At 68.9% G+C, this 23,876-nt stretch carries 22 protein-coding genes and 1 tRNA gene; 11 read left to right on the forward strand and 12 right to left on the reverse strand.

From position 1 onward, the window contains the following. Positions 1-50 precede the first annotated feature (50 nt). The 4 genes from ACH4XV_RS42665 to ACH4XV_RS42680 all read right to left on the reverse strand — a co-directional run bounded on the left by ACH4XV_RS42665 (position 51) and on the right by ACH4XV_RS42680 (position 3,978). A complete protein-coding gene (locus ACH4XV_RS42665) occupies positions 51-1,028 on the reverse strand; it encodes a hypothetical protein (protein ID WP_395798981.1) in 978 nt (325 codons plus the stop codon). 1 nt (position 1,029) lies between these two features. Continuing rightward, on the reverse strand, positions 1,030-1,881 hold the full coding sequence (locus tag ACH4XV_RS42670; RefSeq protein WP_395798983.1) for a hypothetical protein: 852 nt from the start codon (positions 1,879-1,881) through the stop codon (positions 1,030-1,032). Positions 1,882-1,984: 103 nt separating this feature from the next. After that, positions 1,985-2,935, reverse strand: coding sequence for a hypothetical protein (locus ACH4XV_RS42675; RefSeq protein WP_395798985.1), 951 nt, complete (start codon positions 2,933-2,935; stop codon positions 1,985-1,987). Continuing rightward, positions 2,932-3,978, reverse strand: coding sequence for a hypothetical protein (locus ACH4XV_RS42680; RefSeq protein ID WP_395798987.1), 1,047 nt, complete (start codon positions 3,976-3,978; stop codon positions 2,932-2,934). The genes ACH4XV_RS42675 and ACH4XV_RS42680 overlap by 4 nt, the downstream gene beginning before the upstream one ends. Positions 3,979-4,327: 349 nt before the next feature. Here ACH4XV_RS42680 and dnaK point away from each other — a divergent pair, with 349 nt between their 5' ends. From dnaK to ACH4XV_RS42705, 5 genes are all read left to right on the forward strand, one after another. Continuing rightward, a complete protein-coding gene (gene dnaK, locus ACH4XV_RS42685; protein WP_126636603.1) occupies positions 4,328-6,175 on the forward strand; it encodes a molecular chaperone DnaK in 1,848 nt (615 codons plus the stop codon). Continuing rightward, positions 6,172-6,765 carry a nucleotide exchange factor GrpE gene (gene grpE, locus ACH4XV_RS42690; protein ID WP_380003416.1) on the forward strand — a complete coding sequence of 198 codons (594 nt, stop codon included), beginning with the start codon at positions 6,172-6,174 and terminating at the stop codon, positions 6,763-6,765. Before dnaK ends, grpE begins: the two co-directional genes overlap by 4 nt. A gap of 121 nt (positions 6,766-6,886) precedes the next feature. Beyond that, positions 6,887-8,059 (forward strand): molecular chaperone DnaJ, encoded by a 1,173-nt coding sequence (dnaJ, locus tag ACH4XV_RS42695; RefSeq protein ID WP_395798989.1) that lies wholly within the window; start codon positions 6,887-6,889, stop codon positions 8,057-8,059. Position 8,060: 1 nt separating this feature from the next. Then, positions 8,061-8,531: a heat shock protein transcriptional repressor HspR gene (locus ACH4XV_RS42700; RefSeq protein ID WP_395798991.1), complete on the forward strand. Its 471-nt coding sequence runs from the start codon at positions 8,061-8,063 to the stop codon at positions 8,529-8,531. A gap of 139 nt (positions 8,532-8,670) precedes the next feature. Continuing rightward, a complete protein-coding gene (locus tag ACH4XV_RS42705; protein ID WP_395798993.1) occupies positions 8,671-10,494 on the forward strand; it encodes a TIGR03767 family metallophosphoesterase in 1,824 nt (607 codons plus the stop codon). A 126-nt stretch (positions 10,495-10,620) separates the two neighbouring features. On the opposite strand, the gene ACH4XV_RS42710 is transcribed toward ACH4XV_RS42705, so the two are convergent. After that, positions 10,621-11,286, reverse strand: coding sequence for a nucleoside/nucleotide kinase family protein (locus ACH4XV_RS42710; protein ID WP_395798995.1), 666 nt, complete (start codon positions 11,284-11,286; stop codon positions 10,621-10,623). Positions 11,287-11,450: 164 nt separating this feature from the next. Between ACH4XV_RS42710 and clpB the strand changes: the two genes are divergently transcribed. From clpB to ACH4XV_RS42730, 4 genes are all read left to right on the forward strand, one after another. After that, positions 11,451-14,069 carry an ATP-dependent chaperone ClpB gene (clpB, locus tag ACH4XV_RS42715; protein ID WP_395798997.1) on the forward strand — a complete coding sequence of 873 codons (2,619 nt, stop codon included), beginning with the start codon at positions 11,451-11,453 and terminating at the stop codon, positions 14,067-14,069. Between the two features lie 372 nt (positions 14,070-14,441). Further along, positions 14,442-16,670, forward strand: a complete 2,229-nt coding sequence (locus tag ACH4XV_RS42720) for a (Fe-S)-binding protein (protein WP_395798999.1) — start codon at positions 14,442-14,444, stop codon at positions 16,668-16,670. Between the two features lie 430 nt (positions 16,671-17,100). Further along, the gene (locus ACH4XV_RS42725; RefSeq protein ID WP_395799001.1) at positions 17,101-17,766 is read left to right on the forward strand and encodes a Yip1 family protein; all 666 of its coding nucleotides are present in this window, start codon (positions 17,101-17,103) and stop codon (positions 17,764-17,766) included. A 251-nt stretch (positions 17,767-18,017) separates the two neighbouring features. Beyond that, entirely contained in the window at positions 18,018-18,620 is a 603-nt protein-coding gene (locus ACH4XV_RS42730) for a bifunctional DNA primase/polymerase (RefSeq protein WP_395799003.1), read from the forward strand. 33 nt (positions 18,621-18,653) lie between these two features. Here the strand turns inward: ACH4XV_RS42730 and ACH4XV_RS42735 are convergent, their stop codons facing one another. Further along, the gene (locus ACH4XV_RS42735) at positions 18,654-19,151 is read right to left on the reverse strand and encodes a phosphoribosyltransferase (protein WP_078976193.1); all 498 of its coding nucleotides are present in this window, start codon (positions 19,149-19,151) and stop codon (positions 18,654-18,656) included. A gap of 136 nt (positions 19,152-19,287) precedes the next feature. Beyond that, positions 19,288-19,869 carry a dCTP deaminase gene (dcd, locus tag ACH4XV_RS42740; protein ID WP_020557430.1) on the reverse strand — a complete coding sequence of 194 codons (582 nt, stop codon included), beginning with the start codon at positions 19,867-19,869 and terminating at the stop codon, positions 19,288-19,290. Between the two features lie 127 nt (positions 19,870-19,996). On the opposite strand from dcd, the gene ACH4XV_RS42745 reads away from it, so the two are divergent. Then, a tRNA-Gly gene (locus ACH4XV_RS42745) sits at positions 19,997-20,067 on the forward strand. Between the two features lie 65 nt (positions 20,068-20,132). Here ACH4XV_RS42745 and ACH4XV_RS42750 read toward each other — a convergent pair. From ACH4XV_RS42750 to ACH4XV_RS42770, 5 genes are all read right to left on the reverse strand, one after another. Then, a complete protein-coding gene (locus tag ACH4XV_RS42750; RefSeq protein ID WP_395799005.1) occupies positions 20,133-21,119 on the reverse strand; it encodes a tyrosine-type recombinase/integrase in 987 nt (328 codons plus the stop codon). A gap of 167 nt (positions 21,120-21,286) precedes the next feature. Then, positions 21,287-21,502 carry a helix-turn-helix domain-containing protein gene (locus ACH4XV_RS42755; RefSeq protein WP_395799007.1) on the reverse strand — a complete coding sequence of 72 codons (216 nt, stop codon included), beginning with the start codon at positions 21,500-21,502 and terminating at the stop codon, positions 21,287-21,289. Positions 21,503-21,714: 212 nt separating this feature from the next. Then, on the reverse strand, positions 21,715-22,020 hold the full coding sequence (locus ACH4XV_RS42760; RefSeq protein WP_395799009.1) for a hypothetical protein: 306 nt from the start codon (positions 22,018-22,020) through the stop codon (positions 21,715-21,717). Between the two features lie 15 nt (positions 22,021-22,035). Next, the gene (locus tag ACH4XV_RS42765) at positions 22,036-22,278 is read right to left on the reverse strand and encodes a hypothetical protein (protein ID WP_395799011.1); all 243 of its coding nucleotides are present in this window, start codon (positions 22,276-22,278) and stop codon (positions 22,036-22,038) included. After that, a complete protein-coding gene (locus ACH4XV_RS42770) occupies positions 22,271-22,762 on the reverse strand; it encodes a hypothetical protein (protein WP_395799013.1) in 492 nt (163 codons plus the stop codon). Before ACH4XV_RS42770 ends, ACH4XV_RS42765 begins: the two co-directional genes overlap by 8 nt. 216 nt (positions 22,763-22,978) lie before the next feature. Between ACH4XV_RS42770 and ACH4XV_RS42775 the strand changes: the two genes are divergently transcribed. After that, a complete protein-coding gene (locus tag ACH4XV_RS42775) occupies positions 22,979-23,851 on the forward strand; it encodes a hypothetical protein (protein WP_395799015.1) in 873 nt (290 codons plus the stop codon). The last annotated feature ends 25 nt before the right edge of the window (positions 23,852-23,876 follow it).

A 23,876-nucleotide genomic window follows, 5' to 3' on the forward strand; every position in this document is an offset into this window, starting at 1 on the left:
CCGGCGGGTCGCAAGAGCCGCGACCCACCGGGGACACCGGGCGCACCGGGTCAGATCTTGGCGGTGATCGTGGGGAGGAGCTTGGGGAGGAGTTCGCCCTGCCAGCCCTGCCAGGGCGAGTCGGTGCCCTCCTTGCTGAGGGATCCCGAGGCGTCGATCTGGAGGTAGTACTGGCCCTTGCGCAGATACAGGCTGTTCACCGCGACGTAGGCGTCCTCGGCGCCACCCGTGGTACCCAGAGCCTTGAAGTCGGTCTGGACCCGCTGGGCGCCGGTCTTGCTCAGATTCCAGTTGTAGTCGAGTTCCTTGGGAGCATCGATGTTGCGAAACTGGATGGTCAGCTTGATGACGTTGCTGTATCCCCAGCCGCGCTTGGTGTTCACCGTGTACTGGCACGTCGTGCTGCGCAGCGCCGGGCCGCGGGAGGCGTAGGAACCGGACGCCTTGGCGGTGCCCTGTTGCTCCTGGGAGGTGACCTCGGGAATGACCTTGGCCAGCTCCTCCGGGGTGATCAGGTCGCACACGTCCGGCCACGTGGACATGTCGTTCGGCACCGGCGCAAACTTCCCCCCGGACTTCGGCGCCGGTGGGGCCGACGGACGCGAGGCCTCCTTCGACGGGGCCGTCGTCGGCGTGTTGTTCACCGCGTTCGGGTCGAAGCTCTCCAGCTTGCGCACACTCTCCGTGGGCGGGAGCTTTACCGCCTCGTTCTTCTTGCCGTCCGTGCCGTTGATCAGCAGGGCCGCGACCACCGTTGCCGCGGTGCCGCCGGCGACGACGGCCACCCAGCTGAAAATCTGCTTGCGGCGGTTGGGGCGCGGAGGGTGGGGCGGATACGGCGGCGGGTAGCCGGGGCCGCCGTATCCGGGCGGTTGTTGGCCGTAGCCCGGCGGCGGGCCGTACTGGCCCGGCGGCGGCTGCTGGCCGTAGCCGCCTTGCGGCGGGTAGCCGGGGCCCTGGCCGGAACCGGGGCCGGGCCCCTGGCCCGGATACTGGCCGGAGTTCGGGCTGTTGTACTGGCCGGTCATCTCAGTCGTCCGTCATCTTGATGTTGAGGACGCGCACGAGGGCAGGTCCGACCTTCTTGGTCCAGGCGTCCTTCGTTTCGGGGCCGCCCGCCGAGTCCTTGGTGTCCGCCTTGACGTCGATCACCACGTAGTAGGCCGGCGAGTCCGGCTTCGTGCCCTGCTTGAACAGGTTCAGTTTCGTGGTGTCGTTGCGGAAGGCGCTCTGCACGAACAGCTTGTTGGCCAAATCCTCGAAGCCGGTGAACGGGGCCGCCTCGCTCTTCGCCTTCTCGTACATGTCCTTGACCGGTCCGGCGTCGCCGATCGCCTTGATGGTCATGGTGAGCTTGGCCGGCGTCGCGGGATCCGCGAGATTGGGCAGCTTGATGTTGACCGTGCACTCGTAGTTCCTGGGAATCTTGCCGGTCTTGCGGCCCTGGCGTCCGCCCACGATGCTCGAATCGGGGATCGCGTTCTGGATCTCCTTGTCGGAGAGCATGTCGCACGCGTCCGGCCAGGTGCCGGTGTCCCCGCTGGCGCGGAACTTGGCGCCGTCGCTGAAGGCCACGCCCGGCGGCGGGGTGTAGCCGTCGGGGAACGCGATCCCGTTCTCCGCCACCGGCTTGTCGCCCTTGTCGTTCTTCTTGTTGATCTCGTCGACGATGTACGACCCCGCCACCGTCGCCAGCACACCACCCACGACCACGCCGATCCAACCGAGCACGGGCTTGAGCTTGCTGCGGCGCGGCGGCTGGTGGGGCGGCATCGGGCCACCGGGGTACTGCTGCTGGTACATGCCGGGCTGACCGTACGGCTGCTGCTGATGCGGCCCGCCGCCGTACTGGTTCCCCCCGGGGTTCCCGATTCGTACCATCCCCGTGCTCCTCCTGATTACCTGATCCGACGCGCTGTTCCGATGCGCTGTCGCCGCTGCTGCCGTGCCGCGCGGACCGCGGTTACATCCGTTGCATCCGTGTCTACATCCGGGCCACGAGGTAGCCGATGAGCGTCGGCCCGTACTGCTTCACCCCGTCGTCGTCCGCGAGCTTCGCGCCGCCGGGACCGGTCAGCCCGGAGTGGACGTACAACTCCACGAAGTACGGCCCCTTGTAGAAGTAGATGTAGCTGTCGTCACGGAACGCGTCGTCGGTGCCCAGCTTGGTGCCCAGCTCCTCGAACTCGCCGAACGGCTTGCGTGCCCGGTTCTTCTTGGTGTCGCCGTAGTGGCCCTTCGCGGTCGCCGGGGTGCTCACCTCGTGCAGTGTGAGCTCGATCTTGGCGTACGACGGATACTTCGGATTGTTCGGGTCCGGTACGGCCAGGTCGAAGTCGCACTGGTTGTCGGCCGCGCCCGGGAAGTCGTACTTGACCGACACGGTCGTGTCCGGCTTCCTGGTCTTGACCGTGGCGCCCTTGATCACCTTCCCGATCTGCGCGTCGGACAGCATCTCGCACGCCTTCGGCCAGCTCTTGCCGTCGTTGGTCGCATTGAATCCTGGCCCGGCGTCGGCCGGCGGCGCTGCGGGGAAAACCATCGGGCGTTGCAGGGGCGCCGCGCTCTGGCCTCCGGGGCCGCCGCTCTTGCCGCCGCCGGAGGCTCCCGGCGCGACGGGACCGCCGGACGACGGGCCGGACTTCGCGGTGTCCTTCGAGTCGTCGTCCTTCTTCAGGAACAGGAAGCCGCCGACCCCGGCCGCGATCAGCACCAGCACGACCGCGATCCACAACACCGGCCGACTGCCCCGGCGTTGCGGCCCCTGCGGTCCGTACGGCTGTCCGGGCGGCCCGTAGCCGCCCTGCGGCGGGTAGCCCGGGTGCTGGGGTGCGTAGCCCTGCTGCTGCGGGAAGCCCTGCTGCCCGGGTGGGTATCCCGGATGTTGCGGATACTGCCCGGGTTGTTGCGGCTGCTGCTGCCAACCCCCGCTCACAGCTTCTGCCCGACGATCGCCGCCACGGTCGGGCCGTACTGGCGCGCCAACGTGTTGCCCTTGACCGGGTTGCCCTGCGAGTCCTCCAGCTGTGCGGACAGCGTGAGCCAGACCCGGAAGCCGTTCTTGGAGATCTGCACCGTGCGGTTGTCCCGGAACGCCCCGTCCACGCCGATCTTGTCGGCCGGGATGTCGTCGTACTGATCGGGGAACTGCTTGGACGTGCGCTCCTGGCTGGTTTTCTCTTTCGCGAAGGAAACCTTCTCGTCGGCCAACGTCTTGTATCCGTACGAGGTGATGCTGATCGAGGCCGGGTAGTCCGAGGACTGGAGGTTCGGCAGGTCGAACGTGATCTCGCACTCGTTGTCGTTGACGTTGTTGCCGAACATGTTCGAGATGCGACCCATGCGGCTCTTGCGCTCGCGGATCGTGGCGTCGGGGATCGCCGTCTTGATCTCTGCGTCCGTCAGCAGGTCGCAGGCCTTGGGCCAGGTCTTCGGATCGACCGTGATGCCGGTGATCTTCGGCCCGGTGATCGGCGGCAGCGCCGTCGGGATCTTCAGCTCGTTGGACATGTCGGCCTTCTTCGGCGCGACCGCAGCGCTGTTGCTCGGCGCGGCCGTCTTGCCGACCACGATCGGCGCCGGCTTGCTCGCCTCGGCCGCCGGGTCCTTCTTCTCCGTCGGGTCGTCGAAGCCGACCATGGCGACGATCACGGACGCGACGATGGCGCCGGTGATACCGGCGATCCAGGTGCCGATCACCTTGCGGCTGCGCGCCCCCCGCGGCGGACGGCCGTTTGCGTCGAGCTGGATCGGGTTCTGTGCGTACTGCTGGTAGTGGCCGTACTCGCTGTACTGCGGGTACGGGTATCCGCCGGTCTCCTGGAAGCCGCCGGGCTGCCCCTGCTGCTGCGGATAACCTCCCGGCTGCTGCGGATAACCGTCCGGCGGCGGTGGGTAACCCCCCTGCGGCGGTCCGGACTGGCCCGGCGGGCCGGGCGGCATCGGAGGTACGGGCGGATAGCCCTGACCATCGCTCATGGGGGTCCCCCTGGGATCTCGGATTTCGCCCGCCGTCGGCGCGGCAGGCAGCAGGCGCGCGAACATGCTGCCATGTGCACCCGGAGGCCGCAGAGGTCAAGGGTGTCGTTTGTGGCGACATTCACCTAGATAAGTCTCCCGAGGCGCACAACGTTTCGATGACGCCAAGCGTCCGAGACGTTCGGCGGCGTGACATCGCATGGACATGGTCGACGCGCGGAACCCGCCCCCTCACAGCCTCCGAGGCACTAAAGTTGAGCGAGGAATACTCAAGCGATTTGACCCGTTGAACCGGGCAGCTCATGCTTGAGTGACAAGCGCTCAACTCTTCCCATGGAGGAACCGAATCATGGCACGTGCGGTCGGTATCGACCTCGGTACGACGAACTCCGTCGTCAGCGTTCTGGAAGGCGGCGAGTCGACCGTCATCACCAACGCGGAGGGGTCGCGGACCACACCGTCCGTGGTTGCCTTCGCGAAGAACGGTGAAGTCCTGGTCGGCGAGGTGGCCAAGCGCCAGGCCGTCACCAACGTCGACCGGACCATCCGGTCCGTCAAGCGCCACATGGGGACCACCTGGTCCGTGGCGATCGACGACAAGAAGTACACCGCGCAGGAGATCAGCTCCCGCATCCTGATGAAGCTCAAGCGCGACGCCGAGGCCTACCTGGGCGAGAAGGTCACCGACGCGGTCATCACCGTGCCGGCGTACTTCAACGACGCCGAGCGCCAGGCCACGAAGGAGGCCGGCGAGATCGCCGGTCTGAACGTGCTGCGCATCGTCAACGAGCCCACCGCGGCCGCGCTGGCGTACGGCCTGGACAAGGCCGACGAGCAGACCATCCTCGTCTTCGACCTCGGCGGTGGCACGTTCGACGTGTCGCTCCTGGAGATCGGCGACGGCGTGGTCGAGGTCAAGGCCACCAACGGCGACAACCACCTCGGCGGCGACGACTGGGACCAGCGGGTCATGGACCACCTGGTCAAGCAGTTCCAGAACGCCCACGGCGTGGACCTGTCCAAGGACAAGATGGCCCTCCAGCGCCTGCGCGAGGCGGCGGAGAAGGCCAAGATCGAGCTGTCCTCCTCGATGGAGACCTCGATCAACCTGCCCTACATCACCGCCTCGGCCGAGGGCCCGCTGCACCTGGACGAGAAGCTCACCCGGGCCCAGTTCCAGCAGCTGACCCAGGACCTGCTCGACCGCACCAAGGTGCCGTTCCAGAAGGTCATCGAGGACGCGGGCATCCCGCTCTCGGCGATCGACCACATCGTCCTGGTCGGCGGCTCGACCCGGATGCCGGCCGTCGCCGACGTCGTGCGCGAGCTGACCGGCGGCAAGGAGCCCAACAAGGGCGTCAACCCGGATGAGGTCGTGGCCGTCGGCGCCGCGCTCCAGGCCGGTGTGCTCAAGGGCGAGGTCAAGGACGTCCTGCTGCTCGACGTCACCCCGCTGTCCCTCGGTATCGAGACCAAGGGCGGCATCATGACCAAGCTGATCGAGCGCAACACCACGATCCCGACCAAGCGTTCGGAGATCTTCACCACGGCCGAGGACAACCAGCCGTCGGTGCAGATCCAGGTGTTCCAGGGTGAGCGCGAGATCGCCGCGTACAACAAGAAGCTCGGCATGTTCGAGCTGACCGGCCTGCCGCCGGCCCCGCGCGGGCTGCCGCAGATCGAGGTCACCTTCGACATCGACGCCAACGGCATCGTGCACGTGTCCGCCAAGGACCTGGGCACGGGCAAGGAGCAGTCGATGACCATCACCGGCGGCTCGGGCCTGCCGAAGGACGACATCGACCGCATGATGCGCGAGGCCGAGGCGCACGCGGAGGAGGACCACCAGCGTCGCGAGGCCGCGGAGACCCGCAACCAGGCCGAGCAACTGGTTTACACCACCGAGAAGTTCATCAAGGACAACAGCGACAAGGTCCCGGCCGACGTGAAGACCGAGGTCGAGACGTCGCTGACCGAGCTGAAGGACGCGCTCAAGGGCGAGGACCTGGCCGCCATCCGCGACGCCGCGGAGAAGGTCAGCACCACGAGCCAGAAGCTGGGCACCGCGATGTACGCGAACGCCCAGCCGGGCACCGAGGGCGCGGCCGGCGCGGGTGACGCCTCGGCCAACACCGCCGACGACGACGTCGTGGACGCCGAGATCGTCGACGAGGACCGCAAGGGCGGTGCTGCGTGACCGAAGGGAACGGCTCGAACCACGGCGCCGTCCCGGGCGACGCCCAAGAAACCGAGTCGAAGCCGGAAACCGGGACCGCCGCCACCGCGGCGGCCCCGGCCCCCGGGGCGGCCGAACTCGCCGAGCTGCGCAACCAACTCGGCGAGCGCACGGCCGATCTCCAGCGGCTTCAGGCGGAGTACGCGAACTACCGCAAGCGGGTCGAGCGGGACCGCAACGTGGCGGGCGAGTCGGCCGCCATCAAGGTGCTGAGCGAACTGCTGCCGGTGCTCGACGACATCGGTCGGGCCCGGGACCACGGCGAACTGGCGGGCGGCTTCAAGTCGGTCGCCGAGTCGCTGGAGTCGATCGTGGCCAAGATGGGGCTGCAGAGCTTCGGTTCGAAGGGCGACCCGTTCGACCCGACGGTGCACGAGGCGCTGCTGCATTCGTACGCGACCGATGTCACCGAACCCACGTGTGTGGAGATCCTGCAGCCCGGTTATCAAGTGGGCGAGCGGATCATCCGTCCGGCACGGGTGGCGGTCGCGGAACCCACGGCGGAGGCCGAGGGCGGTCCGGAGGAGTCGGGCGAAGCGGCCGGCAGCTGAACCGTCACCGGGAACGAGACGACGAGAAGCGGAGAGGAGGGACGCCGATGCGCGGGTGGTGTGAATCCGGAAACGGGCGCTCGGAGCACGAGGGCACCCCGACCCGATCGGCGAGGGGCGCATGAGTACGAAGGACTACCTGGAGAAGGACTACTACAAGGTGCTCGGCGTCCCCAAGGACGCCGGCACCGCCGAGATCAAGAAGGCGTATCGCAAGCTCGCCGTCGAGTTCCACCCGGACAAGAACAAGGGTGACACGAAGGCCGAGGAGCGCTTCAAGGAGATCTCGGAGGCCTACGACGTACTGGCCGACGACAAGCGGCGCAAGGAATACGACGAGGCCCGGACCCTGTTCGGCAGCGGCGGCGGCTTCCGCGGCGCCGGCGGCGGACAGTCCGGCACCGGCGGCTTCCCGTTCGACCTCGGCGACATCTTCGGCGGCCAGCAGGGCGGCGCGGGCAACACCGGCGGCCTGGGCGACATCTTCGGCGGTCTGTTCGGCGGCGGTCGCCAGACCGGGCGCCAGCAGCCCCGGCGCGGTACCGACGTGGAGTCCGAGGTCACCCTCGGCTTCGCCGACGCGGTCGACGGCGCGACCGTGCCGATCCGGCTGACCAGTTCGGAGCCGTGTCGGCACTGCAACGGCACGGGCGCGGCCGCGGGCACCACCCCGCGGATGTGCCCGACCTGCGCGGGCTCCGGCAACGTCAGCCGGCCGCAGGGCGGTTTCGGCTTCTCCGAGCCGTGCCGCGACTGCAAGGGCCGCGGGCTGCTCGTGGACGACCCGTGCATCGTGTGCAACGGCAGTGGCCGGGCCAAGAGTTCGCGCACGATGCAGGTCCGGATCCCGGCCGGGGTCCAGGACGGGCAGCGCATCCGGCTCAAGGGCAAGGGCGCGCCCGGCGAGCGCGGCGGCCCGGCCGGCGATCTGTACGTCGTGGTGCACGTCAAGGCCCACGCCGTCTTCGGACGCAAGGGCGACAACCTCACGGTCACGGTGCCGGTCACCTTCCCGGAGGCCGCGCTCGGGGCGGACGTCACCGTACCCACCCTCGGCGGCATCCCGGTCACGCTCAAGCTCCCTGCGGGCACGGGCAACGGCCGCACGCTGCGGGTGCGCGGACGCGGGGCGGCACGCAAGGACGGCACTCGGGGCGACCTCCTGGTCACCATCGAGGTGACGGTCCCTCAGCAGCTGAACGACAAGGCGCGCGAAGCGCTGGAGGCATTCCGCGAGGCGACCGTCGCGCACGATCCCCGAGCCGATCTGTTGGACGCGGCGAAGGGGGCATGACATGCGACCGGGCGGCTTGGGTGGTGGCGGTATCGGCGGTGGGCACGGCTTCGAGATCGACGAGACCTCTCCGGTCTACGTGATCTCGGTCGCCGCCCAGCTGTCCGGCCTGCACCCGCAGACGTTGCGACAGTACGACCGCCTCGGCCTGGTCTCGCCGGACCGTACGCCGGGCCGGGGGCGGCGCTATTCCGCCCGCGACATCGTGCAGTTGCGCGAGGTGCAGCGGCTCTCCCAGGAGGCCGGCATCAACCTCGCCGGGATCAAGCGGATCCTGGAACTGGAGAACCAGGTGCTCGCGCTGCGCATGCGCGTGGCCGAGATGGAGCACGCGCTGCACGAGGCGACGGACGCGAGCGCCCGGCGCGAGGCGGCCGTACACGCGTCCTACCGGCGCGATCTGGTCCCGGTCCGGCCGCAGGCGGGCACCGCGCTCGTGGTGTGGAAGCCGCGGCGCGGGCGCTCGGACTGACGGCCGCGACGACGTCGAGGAGGCGGTGCGGCTCCGGCCGTGCCCCCTCCTCGACGTTTTTCACGCGGTCTCGATGCTTCTTCGACGCAGCCTCGACGCTTCCTTGATGCGGCTCGCTACGCGTCAGTAGGGTCGCCGCATGAAGCCGAATCGTCGGGACGTCCTGAAGTACTCGGCCGCGAGCGCGGCACTGCTCGGAGTGGCCGCGTGCTCCGACGACGACAAGGACAAGCCCGACGGGAAGTCGAGCGACGCGCCCAAGTCGGGCGCGCCCAAGCCGGCCGGCGCGGCCGGCACCACGCTGGAGCGCACCCTGCTGCTCGGCCCGCCCGGACCGGGCGGCTACCGCAAGATCGTCGCCGGACCCGGTGAACCGCACCTGCTGCGCAGCGAGTTGGTGCCCGGCGGCGGCTCGGGCGACAAGGCGAAGCGGCGTTCCCTGGTCGCGTTCACCCAGTTGACCGACATCCACATCCAGGATTCGCAGTCGACCGCGCGCGTGGACTTCCTCGACCGACACAGCGACAAGGACCAGCCGTTCGCCAAGCTGCTGCCCTTCCAGTCGGCGTACCGCCCGCAGGAGGTGCTGACCGCGCAGATCGCCGAGGCGATGGTGCAGTCGCTCAACCGGATCGGCAAGGGCCCGGCCCTGGGCGCGCCGCTGGCCTTCACGATCTGCACCGGCGACAACACCGACAACATCCAGTTCAACGAGCTGCGCTGGTACATCGACGTGCTCGACGGCGGCAAGAAGGTCACGCCCGACTCGGGCGACCGCAACAGGTACGAGGGCCCGATGGACGCGGTGGCGTACCACGAGCGCTACTGGCACCCCGACGGCACGCCGCCCGGGCAGAAGGACGACGTGCCGCGCGCCCAGTACGGCTATCCCACCGTGCCGGGCCTGCTGGACGCGTGCCGGCGGCCGTTCGAGGCGACCGGTCTGAAGACCCCCTGGTACAGCGCCTACGGCAACCACGACGGCCTGGTGCAGGGCAACCTGCCGGTCAGCGAACTGCTGAGCAGGGTCGCGGTCGGCGACGAGAAGGTGCTCGACATATCCCCCGGGCAGACCGTGGTCACCCTGGCCCTCGGACTGCAGAGCGGCAAGCCGGACGCGCTGGCGGCGCTGTTGGCCGGCCCCAAGCGCAAGGTCACCGCCGACCCGGATCGTCGCCTCGTGGACCGCGCGGAGACGATCAAGGAGCACTTCAACACCACCGGCCTGCCCAAGGGCCACGGCTTCACCCAGCAGAACCTGGACACCAAGACCGCGTACTACACCTTCGACCAGGGTCCGGTGCGCTGCCTGGTCCTGGACACGGTGAACTCGTACGGCTCGGACTCGGGATGCCTGGACCCGACCCAGTTCGCCTGGCTGGAGGACCAGCTGGCCAAGGGCAGTTCGAGCCATCTCGACGAGCAGGGCAAGGTGGTCCAGGGCACGGGGCAGGACAAGCTGTTCGTGCTGTTCAGCCACCACACCATAGAGACGATGACCAACAAGACCGTGCCGGCCGGGGAGCCCGCGCGGATCCTGGGACCGCAGGTGCAGGCGCTGCTGCTGCGGTTCCCGAACGTGGTGTTGTGGGTCAACGGGCACACCCACGACAACTACGTGAAGCCCTACCCGCGACCGGCGGGCAGCGCGGTCCCCGGCGGGTTCTGGGAGGTCAACACCGCGTCGCACATCGACTGGCCCTCGCAGGCGCGGATCGTGGAGATCGCCGACAACACGAACGGGACCCTGTCCATCTTCGGCACGATCGTCGACTCGGCCGGCCCGGAATCACACGGCAACAAACTCGACTCCCCCCTGGCCCTGGCCGCCCTGGCCCGCGAACTCGCCGGCAACGACTGGCAGGAGCGGGACCGCCCCGACCCGAAGGTCGACGGCCGTCGAGGCCGCCTGGAGGACCGCAACGTGGAACTCCTGGTCCCGGCCCCGGCATGGCTCAAGTAACCGGAAGCACAACCCGCCGAACGGGCTGATCCCACCCCGGGGCCATCTCCGGCCCGGGCCCGGGCCGATCCCAGCCCGTTCGGCGCACGAGGACCGACCGACCCGCGTCGCCGGTCAGGCGCGGGCTCACCACACCACCGTCACCACTCGGGCGCAGCGCGACTTCGAGCGTTTGACCAGTTCGCCGTTGGGGCGGTCGCTGCCCGCGACCCAGGCCATCGCCTCGCCGGGGCTGCGCCCGCCCCGGCGCTGGCGCCTGGTCAGCCGCTCGTCGCGGACCCGGTCCGAGGCGTGTACGTACCAGACCTCGGTCATCAGGCAGTAGGCGTCGGCCCAGCCGGGCGCGTCCAGCGCCAGGTAGTTGCCCTCGGTCACCACGATCCGCGTCCCGGGCCGCACCACGTGCCGCGCGGCCACCGGCTCGTGCAACGTCCGGTCGTAGTCGGGCACGTACACGTCCCGGTCCACCTCCCGCACCACCCGCGCCAGCGTGGTCGCGTAGCCCCACACGTCGAATGTGTCCACCGCGCCCTTACGATGCAGCCGCCCGATCCGCTTGAGCTGCACGTTCGAGAGGTGGAACCCGTCGAGCGGCACATAGGCGGCGGTACCGGACCCGACCCGCTGCTCGATCGCGCGCACCAACCGACCGGCGAGCGTGGACTTCCCGGCTCCCGGCGGACCGGCGAGACCGAGCACGACCCGCTCGGCCTCGGGCGCCGTCGGAATGAGCCGTACCGCCTCATCCGCGAGCGCGTCGAGTGTTTCGAGAGCACCGGACACATCTGGCATGTCCGCAGTGTAAGCATCCCGGGCATCGCATGGTTGAGTGGAATAGACTCAACTTAGTTGTGGTTGCGATAGTCAACGACCGTTCGGGTGCGGTACACGCGCGGCACCAACGGGATGATGGCCGTGACAGCGCGTGCCCGAAGCGAAGGAGACGCACACCTCACATGGATGCACAGAAGCTCACCACCAAGGCCCAAGAGGCCCTTTCGGTCGCCATCCGCAAGGCTGCCGCAGCGGGACACCCCCAGGTGGAGCCCGCGCATCTGCTGCTCGCCCTGCTCGAACAGCCCGAGGGGATCGCCGTCCCGCTGCTCGGCGCCGCCGGTGTGGACGTGCCGCTGCTGAAGGTCGCGGTCGCCCAGATCGCGGATCGTATGCCGAGTGCGTCCGGCTCGACGGTGGCCGCCCCGCAGCTCGCCCGGGAGACGATGCTCGCGCTGGACGAGGCGGAGAAGCAGGCCGACAAGCTCGGCGACGCGTTCGTTTCCACCGAGCATGTCCTGGTCGGCCTGGCCTCCGGCCGCTCCGGCGCGGTCGCCGAGGCGCTGCGCGGGGCCGGGGCCACCCCGCAGGCACTGCTCGACTCCTTCAAGGCCGTGCGCGGCAGCACGCGGGTCACCTCGCAGGACCCGGAGAGCACCTACCAGGCACTGGAGAAGTACGGCCGCGACCTGACCGAGGAGGCCCGGAACGGCAAGCTCGACCCGGTCATCGGCCGCGACTCGGAGATCCGCCGGGTGGTCCAGGTGTTGTCCCGCCGGACCAAGAACAACCCGGTACTGATCGGTGAACCCGGCGTCGGCAAGACCGCCGTCGTGGAGGGCCTGGCCCGGCGGATCGTGGCCGGCGACGTACCCGAGTCGCTGCGCGACAAGCGGCTGATCGCGCTCGACCTGGGCGCGATGGTCGCGGGCGCGAAGTATCGCGGCGAGTTCGAGGAGCGGCTGAAGGCCGTCCTGAACGAGATCAAGTCCAGCGACGGCCAGGTCGTCACCTTCATCGACGAACTGCACACCGTGGTCGGCGCGGGCGCCACCGGCGACGGCTCGATGGACGCGGGCAACATGCTCAAGCCGATGCTCGCGCGCGGCGAGTTGCGCCTGGTCGGCGCGACCACGCTGGACGAGTACCGCAAGCACATCGAGAAGGACCCGGCCCTTGAGCGCCGGTTCCAGCAGGTGTTCGTGGGCGAGCCCAGCGTCGAGGACACGATCGCGATCCTGCGCGGGCTCAAGAGCCGCTACGAGGCGCACCACAAGGTGCAGATCGCCGACTCCGCGCTGGTGGCCGCGGCCACGCTGTCCGACCGCTACATCACCGCGCGCTTTTTGCCCGACAAGGCGATCGACCTGGTCGACGAGGCGGCGTCGCGGCTGCGGATGGAGATCGACTCCTCCCCCGTCGAGATCGACGAGCTGCAGCGCTCGGTGGACCGCTTGCGGATGGAGGAGATGGCGCTCGCCAAGGAGACCGACGCGGCCAGCCGGGACCGGCTGGAGCGGCTGCGCAAGGACCTGGCCGACAAGCAGGAGCAGCTCAGCGGGCTGACCGCGCGCTGGCAGCAGGAGAAGGCCGGGCTGAACCGGGTCGGCGAGCTGAAGGAGCGCCTCGACGCGGCGCGCGGTGAGGCGGAGCGGGCTCAGCGCGACGGGGACTTCGAGACGGCGTCGAAGTTGATGTACGGGCAGATCCCGACCCTGGAGCGCGAGCTGGCCGAGGCCGCGGCGACCGAGGGCGATCGGGGCACCGACGGCACGGCGATGGTCAAGGAGGAGGTCGGCCCGGACGACGTGGCCGACGTGGTCTCGTCCTGGACCGGCATCCCGGCGGGGCGGCTGCTCGAGGGCGAGCGCGGCAAACTGCTGCGGATGGAGGACGAGCTGGGCCGGCGGCTGATCGGGCAGCAGACGGCCGTGACGACGGTGTCCGACGCGGTCCGCCGGGCCCGCTCCGGCATCGCCGACCCGGACCGCCCGACCGGCTCGTTCCTGTTCCTGGGCCCGACCGGCGTGGGCAAGACCGAGCTGGCCAAGTCGCTGGCCGATTTCCTCTTCGACGACGAGCGCGCGATGGTGCGCATCGACATGTCGGAGTACGCGGAGAAGCACTCGGTCGCGCGCCTGGTCGGCGCGCCGCCCGGCTACGTGGGCTACGAGGAGGGCGGCCAGCTGACCGAGGCGGTGCGCCGGCGGCCGTACTCGGTGGTGCTGCTCGACGAGGTGGAGAAGGCGCACCCCGAGGTCTTCGACGTACTGCTCCAGGTGCTCGACGACGGGCGGCTGACCGATGGCCAGGGCCGCACGGTGGACTTCCGCAACGTGGTGCTGATCCTGACCTCGAACCTGGGATCGCAGTATCTGGTGGATCCCATGCTGTCGCCGGAGCGGCAGCGCGAGATGGTGATGGACGTGGTCCGCAACTCGTTCAAGCCGGAGTTCCTGAACCGGCTCGACGACATCGTGCTCTTCGACGCGCTCGGCACGAACGAGTTGGCGCACATCGTCGGCCTCCAGGTGGATCGGCTCGGCGCCCGGCTCAAGGACCGGCGGATCACCTTGACGGTGACCGACGCGGCGCGCGATTGGCTCGCGCTGACCGGCTACGACCCGGCGTACGGCGCCCGGCCGCTGCGCCGGCTGATCCAGACCGCGATCGGCGACAAGCTCGCGCGTGCCCTGTTGGCGGGCGAGGTGAGCGACGGCGACACGGTTTTGGTCGATCTCGACGAAGCGGGCGACACGCTGGTCGTGCAACCTCGAAAGCAGGCCGTCAAGACACTGTGATCGGCCGCCTCGGCGGTCGGTGGACGCGGGCGAAACACACGGCGCCGGGACCTCTTGCGGGTCCCGGCGCCGTGGCATGGCAGCATGCATGTGTACAGATCTGACGGTGCGTCACACAACTGGCGAGCCGGGTGGATCAGTGCGCCGCGTTCGGATCGGCTCGGGAGCCGGTCCGGAGTGGAGTGTGGGGTCCGACAAGATCGTCCGGCGTGGGATAAAGCGGGCAAAACCTGCGAAGCCGATAGCGTCCGGCGTGACAGATATCATCGACGCAGTGGTTAAGTTACCAGTGGGTAAGATGCCCGCACGGCCGTACGCTGTCGGCCGATACACGCCCCGGAAGGGACGTCCCACCGGAGGAGCCGAACGCCCATGCAGCTCGCAGCGATCGTGATCTCGCTGTTCATCAGCGTGATCGGGTTCGCCCTACTCGGGCGCACCGCCGCATACATCTACTCGTTCGTCAAACTCGGACAGCCCGTCCGCGGCCGGACCAACGCGGCCGGCAAGCGTCTGGGCACGATGCTGACCGAGACCGTCGGGCACACCCGGATGCTCCGTTGGGGCATCGTCGGCGCCGCGCACTGGTTCGTCATGGTCGGCTTCGGCGCGCTCATCCTGACCCTGGTCAACGCGTACGGGCAGCTCTTTACGCCCGAGTTCGCGCTGTGGGGGCTCGGCCACTGGGACCCGTTCGAGGTCTTCACCGAGTTCATGGGCCTGATGACCGTGCTCGGCATCCTGGTGCTGATCGTCATCCGCCAGCTCAGCCACCCGCGACGAGCGGGCCGCAAGAGCCGGTTCGGCGGGTCCAACTTCGGCCAGGCGTACTTCGTCGAGTTCGTGGTCGGTTCGGTCGGCGTGTGCATCATGCTGCTGCGCGGCCTTGAGGGCGCGCTGGCGGGGGTGGACTCGTACGAGCCCGGCTACTGGGTCAGCTACCCGCTGGTCTCCGCGTTCGGCGGCCTCTCCGAGAACTCGCTGGAGAACCTGGTCTACCTGGTCGCCACGATCAAGATCGTCATCTCGATGACGTGGGCGATCACCATCGGCCTCACCCCCACCATGGGTGTCGCCTGGCACCGGTTCCTGGCGTTCTTCAACATCTACTTCAAGCGCAACGCCGACGGCACGGTCGCGCTCGGCGCGCTGCAGCCGATGACCTCCGGCGGCGAGCCGATCGACTTCGAGGACCCCGCCGACGACGCGGTGTTCGGCGTCAGTCAGGTCGAGCACTTCTCCTGGAAGGGCCTGCTCGACTTCTCCACCTGTACCGAGTGCGGTCGGTGCCAGTCGCAGTGCCCCGCGTGGAACACCGGCAAGCCGCTGTCCCCGAAGCTGCTGATCATGTCGCTGCGCGAGCACGCCTACGCCAAGGCGCCGTACCTGCTCGCGGGCGGCGGCAAGGACGAAGAGGGCAACGAGAAGGCCACGCCCGAGCAGCTGGCCAAGGTCCCGGCGGCGGCGCTGGCCGAGGCCGAGCGGCCGCTGATCGGCACCGCGGAGGAGAACGGGGTCATCGACCCCGACGTGTTGTGGTCGTGCACCACGTGCGGCGCGTGCGTCGAGCAGTGCCCGGTCGACATCGAGCACGTGGACCACATCGTCGACATGCGCCGCTACCAGGTGCTGATCGAGAGCGCGTTCCCGTCCGAGGCGGCGACGATGCTCAAGGGCCTGGAGAACAAGGGCAACCCGTGGGGCGTGGCCACCAAGGCCCGGCTCGACTGGGTCAAGGAGCTGAAGAAGTCCACCGGCATCGAGGTCCCGATCGTCGGGCAGGACATCGAGCCCGCCGAGCTGGAGTACCTGTACTGGGTCGGCTGCGCGGGCGCGCTGGCGGACGGTCCGAAGAAGACCACCAAGGCGTTCGCCGAGCTGCTCGACATCGCGGGCGTCAAGTACGGCATCCTCGGCAAGGAGGAGTCCTGCACGGGCGACTCGGCGCGCAGGCTCGGTTCCGAAGTGGTCTTCCAGATGCTCGCGGCGCAGAACGTCGAGACGCTGAACGCGGCGCTCGAGGACGCGCCGAAGAAGCGCATCGTCACCACCTGCCCGCACTGCTTCAACACGCTGGCGAACGAATACCCGCAGCTGGACGGGCACTTCGAGGTCATCCACCACACCCAGCTGCTCCAGCACCTGATCGACGAGGGCCGACTGCTGCCGGTCGGGCCGGTCGACGGCCTGGTGACGTACCACGACCCGTGCTACCTCGGTCGGCACAACAAGGTCTACACGCCCCCGCGCGAGATCATCGCGAGGGTGCCGGGCCTGCGGAACGAGGAGATGCATCGGCACAAGGAGCGCGGCTTCTGCTGCGGCGCCGGCGGTGCGCGCATGTGGATGGAGGAGCGCATCGGCAAGCGCATCAACAACGAGCGCATGGACGAGGCGCTGTCGCTCAAGCCGGACATCGTCTCCACCGCGTGCCCGTTCTGCCTGGTGATGTTCACCGACTCGATCAACGCCAAGAAGCAGGCGGGCGAGGCGAAGGAGGAGCTGCAGGTGGTCGACGTGGCGCAGCTGCTGCTCCAGTCGGTGAAGCTGCCGGAGCCGCCGGCCGAGGAGGGCGTCCTGGAGGACGCGGGGGCCAAGTAGCTTTTTCGGGGCGCGCTTCGGCGCGCTCGGTGTGCGGCGAGCGCCGTCGGTTCCCTCGGGGCCGGCGGCGTTCGGTTTTGTGCCCGAATTACCACCGTCCCGCGACGACGGAGGGGGGTGTGGTGCCGGTACCGTCAGGGGTGTGACTGGCAATGGACCCTACGACCCGTACCGGCAACAGCCCCCGCCTGCCGGCCAGGGTTACCCACCACCTCAGTACGGCGGGGCTTACGGCGACGGGCACGGGGGGCAGCAGGGGCAGCCTGGGCAGCACGGGTATGGGCAGCCGGGGCAACCCGGGCAGCACGGGTATGGGCACCCCGGGTACGGGCAGCCGGGGCAGCAGGGGTATGGGCAGCCGGTTCCGCCGCCTCCGCCACCTCAGGGTGGGCAGGGCGGGTCGGGGGACTCGGGTTACGGGCCGCTGTCGTTGCCCGACGAGACGAGTCTGTACATCTACGGCGCGCCGCCGGAGGAGTACACGACGGTGACGCCGTCGGTGCCGCCTCCGCAGCCGCAGCAGTACCAGCCGCCGCCGTACGGCGGGCCGCCGAGGTACCTGCACTGGAAAGAGGTGCTGAGCGGCCTCGTGTTGCGGCCGCTGCGCACCATGAACGAGGCCCGCGACCAGGCGGTGTGGTGGCCGGCGCTGATCATGTCCGCGCTCGGCGGTGTGCTCGCGGTGCTGGCCAACGACGCGTCGCGCAAGGAGATCGTGCACTCGACGTTGAGCACGAGCGTGCCGGCGCTCGGCATCGTCGTGGTCATGGTGCCCGCGTTCTGCGCGCTGCTCGGCCTGGTCTCACACGCCCTGGCCACCCAGTTCGGCGGCAACGGCTCGCCGACGCCGTTCATCACGCTGTCGATGATCGTGGTCTGGATCGCGGACGCGCCGCGCCTGGCGGTGGCGATGTTCGCGCCGGACAAGAACTCGATCGTGACCGGGGTCGGGCTGCTCTCGTTCGTGCTGACGGCGTGGATGTTGACGACGTTGATGATGCGGGTGCACGAGTTGGCGTGGCCGCGTGCGCTCGGGTGTGTGGCGGTCGAGTTGATCGCTCTGTTGTTGGTGTTGAAGCTGCCGTTGACGTCGTGAGGTCGTCGGGGGGGTGTGGCCTTTTCGGACTCGTGAACCGGGTTCGGGGCGGGTGCGGGGGCTGACGCCTGGTCAGGCCGGCGGCAAAGCGTGCCGGCAGTGGACCAAGCGGACCGCAAGCGGCACGGTCGAGCCGCGTTGCGGATCTGTTCGTGCGCCGTTTCGGGCGGTGTACTCGTAGGAGTACCGGGAGTACACCTGCCGGACCACGACACTTCGCCGTGGTCGCGGTCGCGAGGAACGGAACGGACATGCTTGTGCGGCAACGCACCCGGGCTGCGCTCCAGGCCGCCGCCCTCTTCTACGTCGTGGATCGGGGTTGGCCCGTGCTGCCCGGTGCCTACGTCGAGGACGGCCGATGTTCGTGCGGCGACGCCGAATGCCCCGACCCGGGGGCGCATCCCGCCGCCGAACCGGGGCTGACCCGGGCCACCCGGTCGACGGACGACGTGTGGGAGTGGTGGAGCGGTAAGCCGTACACCGTCCTGCTGGCGAGCGGGTTGGAGTTCGACGTGCTGGACGCGCCGGCGCAGGTCGGCTACGCGGCGATCCGCCAGCTCGAGGTGGTCGGCCTGCCGCTGGGGCCGGTGTTGCAGCTGCCGGGCGAGCGGTTGTTGTTCCTGGTCGACCCGGGTGCGCGCAACCTGTACTGGTACACGGTGGACCACAACGACACGGCCCGGTTCGACGTCCGGCACCACGCGGTGGGCCACTTCGTACCGGCTCCGCCCTCGTCCACGGCGTGCGGGGGGCGGACCCGGTGGGCGGTGCCGCCGGACCCGATCGAGCGGGGGCTGCCGGGGGCGGTGGACGTGCTCGGCGCGTTGATGCGGTTCAGCACCCAGGCGCGGTGACGCGGGCGGAAGTCGTCCCGCACCGCGCGTCGCTCAGGCGTCGAGGATCTGGCCCTGGCGGGTGACCACGGGCGGCTCGACGGACCACGGGAAGTTGATCCAGTCGTCGGTGTGCTTCCACACGTATTCGCACTTCACCAGCGACTGCGGCTTCTCGTACACCACAGCGCAGCGCACCTCGGCCACGTTGCCCTCGCAGAAGTCGCGGACCAGGAGCAGCGTCTTGCCGGTGTCGGCGACGTCGTCCGCGATGAGCACCTTCTTGTTCGAGAAGTCCACCACGTCGGGCACCGGCGCGAGCATGACCGGCATGTCCAGCGTGGTGCCGATCCCCGTGTAGAACTCGACGTTGACCAGGTGCAGGTTCTTGACGTCCAGCGCGTACGCGAGCGCGCCGGCCGCGAACACGCCGCCGCGGGCGATCGACAGGATGATGTCGGGCTCGTACCCGTCCGCCGCGACCTGCATGGCCAGCTCGCGCGTGGCCTGGCCGAAGAGCGGCCAGGTGAGGTTTTCGCGCACGTCACTCATGTCCGGGGATGCCTATCTTCTGTTCGGGGGCGTCGGTCGCGGGGGTGTGGGCCGGAGTCGGATCGGAGTCGAGGTCGGGAACGGGGTCGGATCGTCCTTGACGGTCGTCCCGGGCCACCCTCGCTCCCTCCCCCTCCTAATCGCGGACGTTCGTGCGGTGGAAGTCCTTGAACGACCGTGAGGGGGTCGGCCCACGCTGTCCCTGATAGCGCGACCCGTACACCGAGGACCCATACGGGAACTCGGCCGGCGACGACAGCCGGAACATGCACAGCTGGCCGATCTTCATACCCGGCCACAACTTGATCGGCAGGGTCGCGACGTTGGACAACTCCAGCGTCACATGCCCAGAGAAGCCCGGGTCGATGAACCCGGCGGTCGAGTGCGTCAGCAGCCCGAGCCGCCCCAACGAACTCTTCCCCTCCAGCCGCGACGCGACGTCGTCCGGCAGGGACACGACCTCGTAGGTCGAACCGAGCGCGAACTCGCCCGGGTGCAGAATGAACGGTTCGCCCTCCGGCGGCTCGATCATCCGCGTGAGGTCGGGCTGCTCGACGGCGGGGTCGATGTGCGGGTACTTGTGGTTCTCGAAAACCCGAAAGAACCGATCGAGTCGAACGTCCACACTCGACGGCTGAACCATGGCCGGCTCGTAGGGATCGATCCGAACCCGACCGCAGTCGATCTCCGCGCGAATGTCCTTGTCCGATAGAAGCACGGGCAAAGCGTAATCGCAGCCCCCCGGATCCACCCAAACGCTCCCGCACCCACCGCCGGAACGATGCTGCGACCACACGCGGCCATCCGGTAGAGTGACGGTGCAGCGCTCCAAGGAGCCCTGTGTTGCGGGCGTAGTTTAATGGTAGAACATGAGCTTCCCAAGCTTAGAACGCGAGTTCGATTCTCGTCGCCCGCTCGTTTGATGAAGGCCCAGGTCACGGACATGATCCGAGACCTGGGCCTTCGTCGTTTCCGGGGCTCCTACGCCTCGCGTGCCAGATCCGTGCCAGATTGGCGATGATCTTGGGGTCGAGACTTCGTGATCCGCTTCGCGATCGAGTCCGCGATGGCTTGGTCCCGGCCGGCGCGGGCGTGCTGGTAGATGAGCGCGGCTCGCGACGTCGACTGGCCCATGCGATCCATCAGCTCGCGGAGGGTGGCGCCGGTCTCGGCGGCGAGGACGTTCCCGGTATGGCGTAGATCGTGGAAGTGGAGATCGGTCACGCCGAGGTGACGGGTCCCGCGTCGCCACACCCGGGTGAAGTTGCACCGACGCAGGGCCGCACCCTTCGGGCCGACGAAGAGCAAGCCGTCATCCTCCTTCTCGGCGAACCACTCCACGTGCCGACGGAGGTCGAGCAGGATCGGCGCGGGGATGGTGACGGTTCGCTTGCCGGCGGCCGACTTCGGCGGACCGGTGACGCGCTTGCCGTTGCTCATCTCGATGGCGGAGACGTCGACGCGGATGGTGCCGGCGTCGAGGTCTACGTGATCGCGCCGGAGGGCAGCGAGTTCGCCCCAGCGCAGCGAGCCGAAGGCGGCGAGGAGGACAAGGGCGCGGTAGCGAGGGCCGACACCATCCGCGAGCGTGAAGACCTGTTCGAGGGTGAGGATCGGGCGTTCCGGGGCCTTCTCGTCGCCGCCGCCCTTGATGCGGCAGGGGTTGCGGCGGATCAGGCCGTCGTCCACGGCGGTGTTCATGATCGCGCGCATGAGTCGGTACGCCTTGGCGGTGGTCGACAGGCCAAGGCCGCCTTCCAGGCGCATGGCACGCCAGCGGCGCACGTCGGCCTCCTTGATCGCCGGGATGGCTGCGTCGCCGAACGTGGGCTTGAGGTGGAGACGAAGCAGAATGCTGTACAGCTCGCGCGTGCGCGGGCGGAGGTTCGGCCGCTCCTTGATCCAGGCCGTGGCGTAGGTGCCGAAGACCATGTCACCGCGTGGGTCGATCCAGTCGCCGCGGCGCATCTCCGACTCGGTGTCGGTCAGCCACTCTTCGGCGGCCGTCTTGGTGGCGAAGGTCTTGTCAGCCGTCCGCAGTTGGCCGTCCGGCCCGGGGTATCGCGCCTGCCACTTCTTGGACGGAAGTTGGCGGACCGCCCCGAAACGACGGCGCCGTCCCTTGCTGTTGGCCATCAGGCTGCCTTTCCGCATGTCCGGCTGGGCTCGACAAGTCCAGCGCGAATGAAGGCGTCGACCGCGTCCTGTGGAATTCGAACGTGGCGGCCGATCCGAATGAAGGTGATGCGTCGCTCTGCGATGAGGCGACGGACGAAGCGCTCGCCGACGTTGAGCCGGTCGGCGGCTTGGGGGACGGTCAGGAGCCGTCCGGGAGTGCTCTTCTCGCTCACGGGAGCAAGTCCCCTCGCAGGTCTGGACTGGTCAGGTCGCGTCCTGTTGGGCCCGTCTGCGTGGGGACCTCGGCTGGTTGTCTCGACACCGTTGGGCGTTTGGTCGGTGCGAGCCGGCCTGTGGCGGCCGTTGCCGAATATCGGTCGGGTGGTGCGGTGGTCCGGCCGGGTGCGCGGGGAGCGCGCTACGCACCCGACCGGGGTATGTGAGGTCAGGCCGCTTCGTCGTGCGCGGCGAGGTGATCCAGTTCGGCACAGAGGCCGTTGGCGAGGAGCGTGGCCAGGCGGTGGACTGCGTCGGCAGGGACGGGGCCGAGGTTGACCAGGCCGTCACCGTGGACGTTCACTTCCGCCTTGAGTGCTCCGAAACCGATGTTCAGGCCAGCTGTTGTGAGGCGTGCGGCGAGTTCGGTCGTGGCGTTGTTCGCCTTGCTCCAGCCACGAACGTAGGGGATGCCGGCGTGCAGAACCTCGGCATGTGGCGCGCAGGTTCGCGCGTTGTCGGCGGCAGGACGCATGGCGATACCTCCTTGTCAGGTGGGGTTCTTCTCGGCTGCGGCGAGAAGTTCGGCGAGCCGGGTGGCGGCTTCCGGTGTGGTGCGGCCGAGTTCGACGAACCCGTGGCCGAAGGCGTTGACGTCGGCCCGGAGATAGGGGAAGTGCTCGGCGAGGCCGACGGCGATCAGGACGTCCCGCAGGGCGACGACGGCGGACCGCGCTTCGTACCAGGCCGTGGTGTCGATGGGCGACCAAGAGGCCGCATCCGGTTCACTCATCGTCCGTTCCCTCGGCTGCGGCAGACAGGTTGCGCGAGGCAATCAGGAGATGACCGGCCAGCAGCGCGACCGCGTCACGGTCGAGGATGGATTCCTCGGTGGGCTTGCTGAGCCACTGGTAGCGGTCTCCGGTTTCGGCTCCCGGTCCGGGGACGAGGAGGTATCCGCCGGTCGAGAGGTACCGGTACGGCACGTCCCCACGCAGGACCGTCAACGCGCCCGCGAAGAAGGGCTCTCCGACCGGCGCGACGAGGAAGGCAACCTTCCGCGCCCGGTGGTCGATGGCCGACGGCGGAGCCTGGGAGCCGAGGCGCCGGTACCAGTCGACGGCTTCGATCCCCAACCGATCCGCTACAACGACCGCGTCGAAGACGTGGCCGGCCGCCCACAAACGAGGCCCCCGAGGGTATTCGGTCCCGTCCGAGTTGCCCATGGCTGCGAGCAGCCAAGCGCCGGCGGATTCACTCGCCTGACGAAGCGTCATGTTCATCTCCCGAAGCCCGCCGGTCGCTCCGACCGGGCACTACCAAGGTGCGCCGGCGGCACCGGTCCGAGGCAGACGGCAAGGGATGACAAGGGGTGACACGCCCTGTCACCTCAGCGCACGCCAGGCAAGATCAACTCACTGCGACTCTTTGACGACGCTTCGTGTGCGCAAGCATGATGGCTGAATCTGGCTCCGCTTCAGGGGAGGCGATTCGTGGTGCCAACCACCACGCCGTACCGAGCCGACCTTCTGCGCGCGGCTCGTAATCGCCTCGGCTGGAAAAAGCCATGCCTCGTCTACGCCCTCCGCCAGGCCGCCGCGCAGGAGGGGCGCTCCCTGCCGACCGACACATCGCTGTTGCGGAGCATTGCCCGATGGGAGAACGGCCAGACCTACCCCGCCGACTACGTCGAACTGCTGGTGAAGGTCTACGGCCAGCCGGCACACCGACTCGGGTTGGCCGACACCCCAGCCGCTCCAGAGACCCCGGGAACGGTCTATCCGACCACCCCCACAGACAGCGTTGAAGCACTCACGGCGTTGTGGCGCACCGATCTCGCACCCGGTAGCGACATTCAGGCGCTGCCCCCGGACCCGGCCGCCTGGAATGCGGCACCGCTCGCCTGGCTCGTTTCCGGGCAGCAAGAGCAGGTGCCGAATTCGCGAACCCGCACCCAGGTAGGGATGTCGGACGTCGAAGCCGTCCGTGCAACGGTCGACATCTACGCCGACTTGGACAACCGCTTCGGGGGAGGGCACGGCCGCCGAGCCTTGATCCAATACCTGGACGGCGACGTTGCCGAATTGCTGACCGCGCGCAGCACGGAGCCCGTGGGCCGCGCCCTGTTCGGCACGGTCGCCGAAGCCACTCTCCTCGCCGGGTGGATGAGCTACGACAGCGGGCACCACGGCTTGGCCCAGCGCTACTTCATCCAGGCCCTCCGCTTGGCCCAGGCCGCTGAGGATCGCCGTCTCGCGGGAAGCGTCCTGTCCGCGATGAGCCATCAGGCCACCTACCTAGGGCCTGTTCTGAGTTCGGATCACGATCGGGTCATTCCGGCCTCGGCGTCCGGGGAAATGCGGTAGACCGGACGGCATGACCCGGGGTGAT

The organism is Embleya sp. NPDC020630 (assembly GCF_044334985.1).
Taxonomy (GTDB): Bacteria; Actinomycetota; Actinomycetes; order Streptomycetales; family Streptomycetaceae; genus Embleya.

Bases quoted from the DNA above. Each gene is read 5' to 3' on its own strand.
- ACH4XV_RS42735 (WP_078976193.1), bottom strand. From the start codon at position 19,151: ATGAGTGACGTGCGCGAAAACCTCACCTGGCCGCTCTTCGGCCAGGCC.
- ACH4XV_RS42730 (WP_395799003.1), top strand. From the start codon at position 18,018: ATGCTTGTGCGGCAACGCACCCGGGCTGCGCTCCAGGCCGCCGCCCTC.
- ACH4XV_RS42705 (WP_395798993.1), top strand. From the start codon at position 8,671: ATGAAGCCGAATCGTCGGGACGTCCTGAAGTACTCGGCCGCGAGCGCG.
- dnaJ (WP_395798989.1), top strand. From the start codon at position 6,887: ATGAGTACGAAGGACTACCTGGAGAAGGACTACTACAAGGTGCTCGGC.
- ACH4XV_RS42670 (WP_395798983.1), bottom strand. From the start codon at position 1,881: ATGGTACGAATCGGGAACCCCGGGGGGAACCAGTACGGCGGCGGGCCG.
- ACH4XV_RS42760 (WP_395799009.1), bottom strand. From the start codon at position 22,020: ATGCGTCCTGCCGCCGACAACGCGCGAACCTGCGCGCCACATGCCGAG.
- ACH4XV_RS42665 (WP_395798981.1), bottom strand. From the start codon at position 1,028: ATGACCGGCCAGTACAACAGCCCGAACTCCGGCCAGTATCCGGGCCAG.
- ACH4XV_RS42700 (WP_395798991.1), top strand. From the start codon at position 8,061: ATGCGACCGGGCGGCTTGGGTGGTGGCGGTATCGGCGGTGGGCACGGC.
- ACH4XV_RS42720 (WP_395798999.1), top strand. From the start codon at position 14,442: ATGCAGCTCGCAGCGATCGTGATCTCGCTGTTCATCAGCGTGATCGGG.
- clpB (WP_395798997.1), top strand. From the start codon at position 11,451: ATGGATGCACAGAAGCTCACCACCAAGGCCCAAGAGGCCCTTTCGGTC.
- ACH4XV_RS42680 (WP_395798987.1), bottom strand. From the start codon at position 3,978: ATGAGCGATGGTCAGGGCTATCCGCCCGTACCTCCGATGCCGCCCGGC.
- ACH4XV_RS42765 (WP_395799011.1), bottom strand. From the start codon at position 22,278: ATGAGTGAACCGGATGCGGCCTCTTGGTCGCCCATCGACACCACGGCC.
- ACH4XV_RS42770 (WP_395799013.1), bottom strand. From the start codon at position 22,762: ATGACGCTTCGTCAGGCGAGTGAATCCGCCGGCGCTTGGCTGCTCGCA.
- ACH4XV_RS42750 (WP_395799005.1), bottom strand. From the start codon at position 21,119: ATGCGCCGCGGCGACTGGATCGACCCACGCGGTGACATGGTCTTCGGC.
- ACH4XV_RS42710 (WP_395798995.1), bottom strand. From the start codon at position 11,286: ATGCCAGATGTGTCCGGTGCTCTCGAAACACTCGACGCGCTCGCGGAT.
- dnaK (WP_126636603.1), top strand. From the start codon at position 4,328: ATGGCACGTGCGGTCGGTATCGACCTCGGTACGACGAACTCCGTCGTC.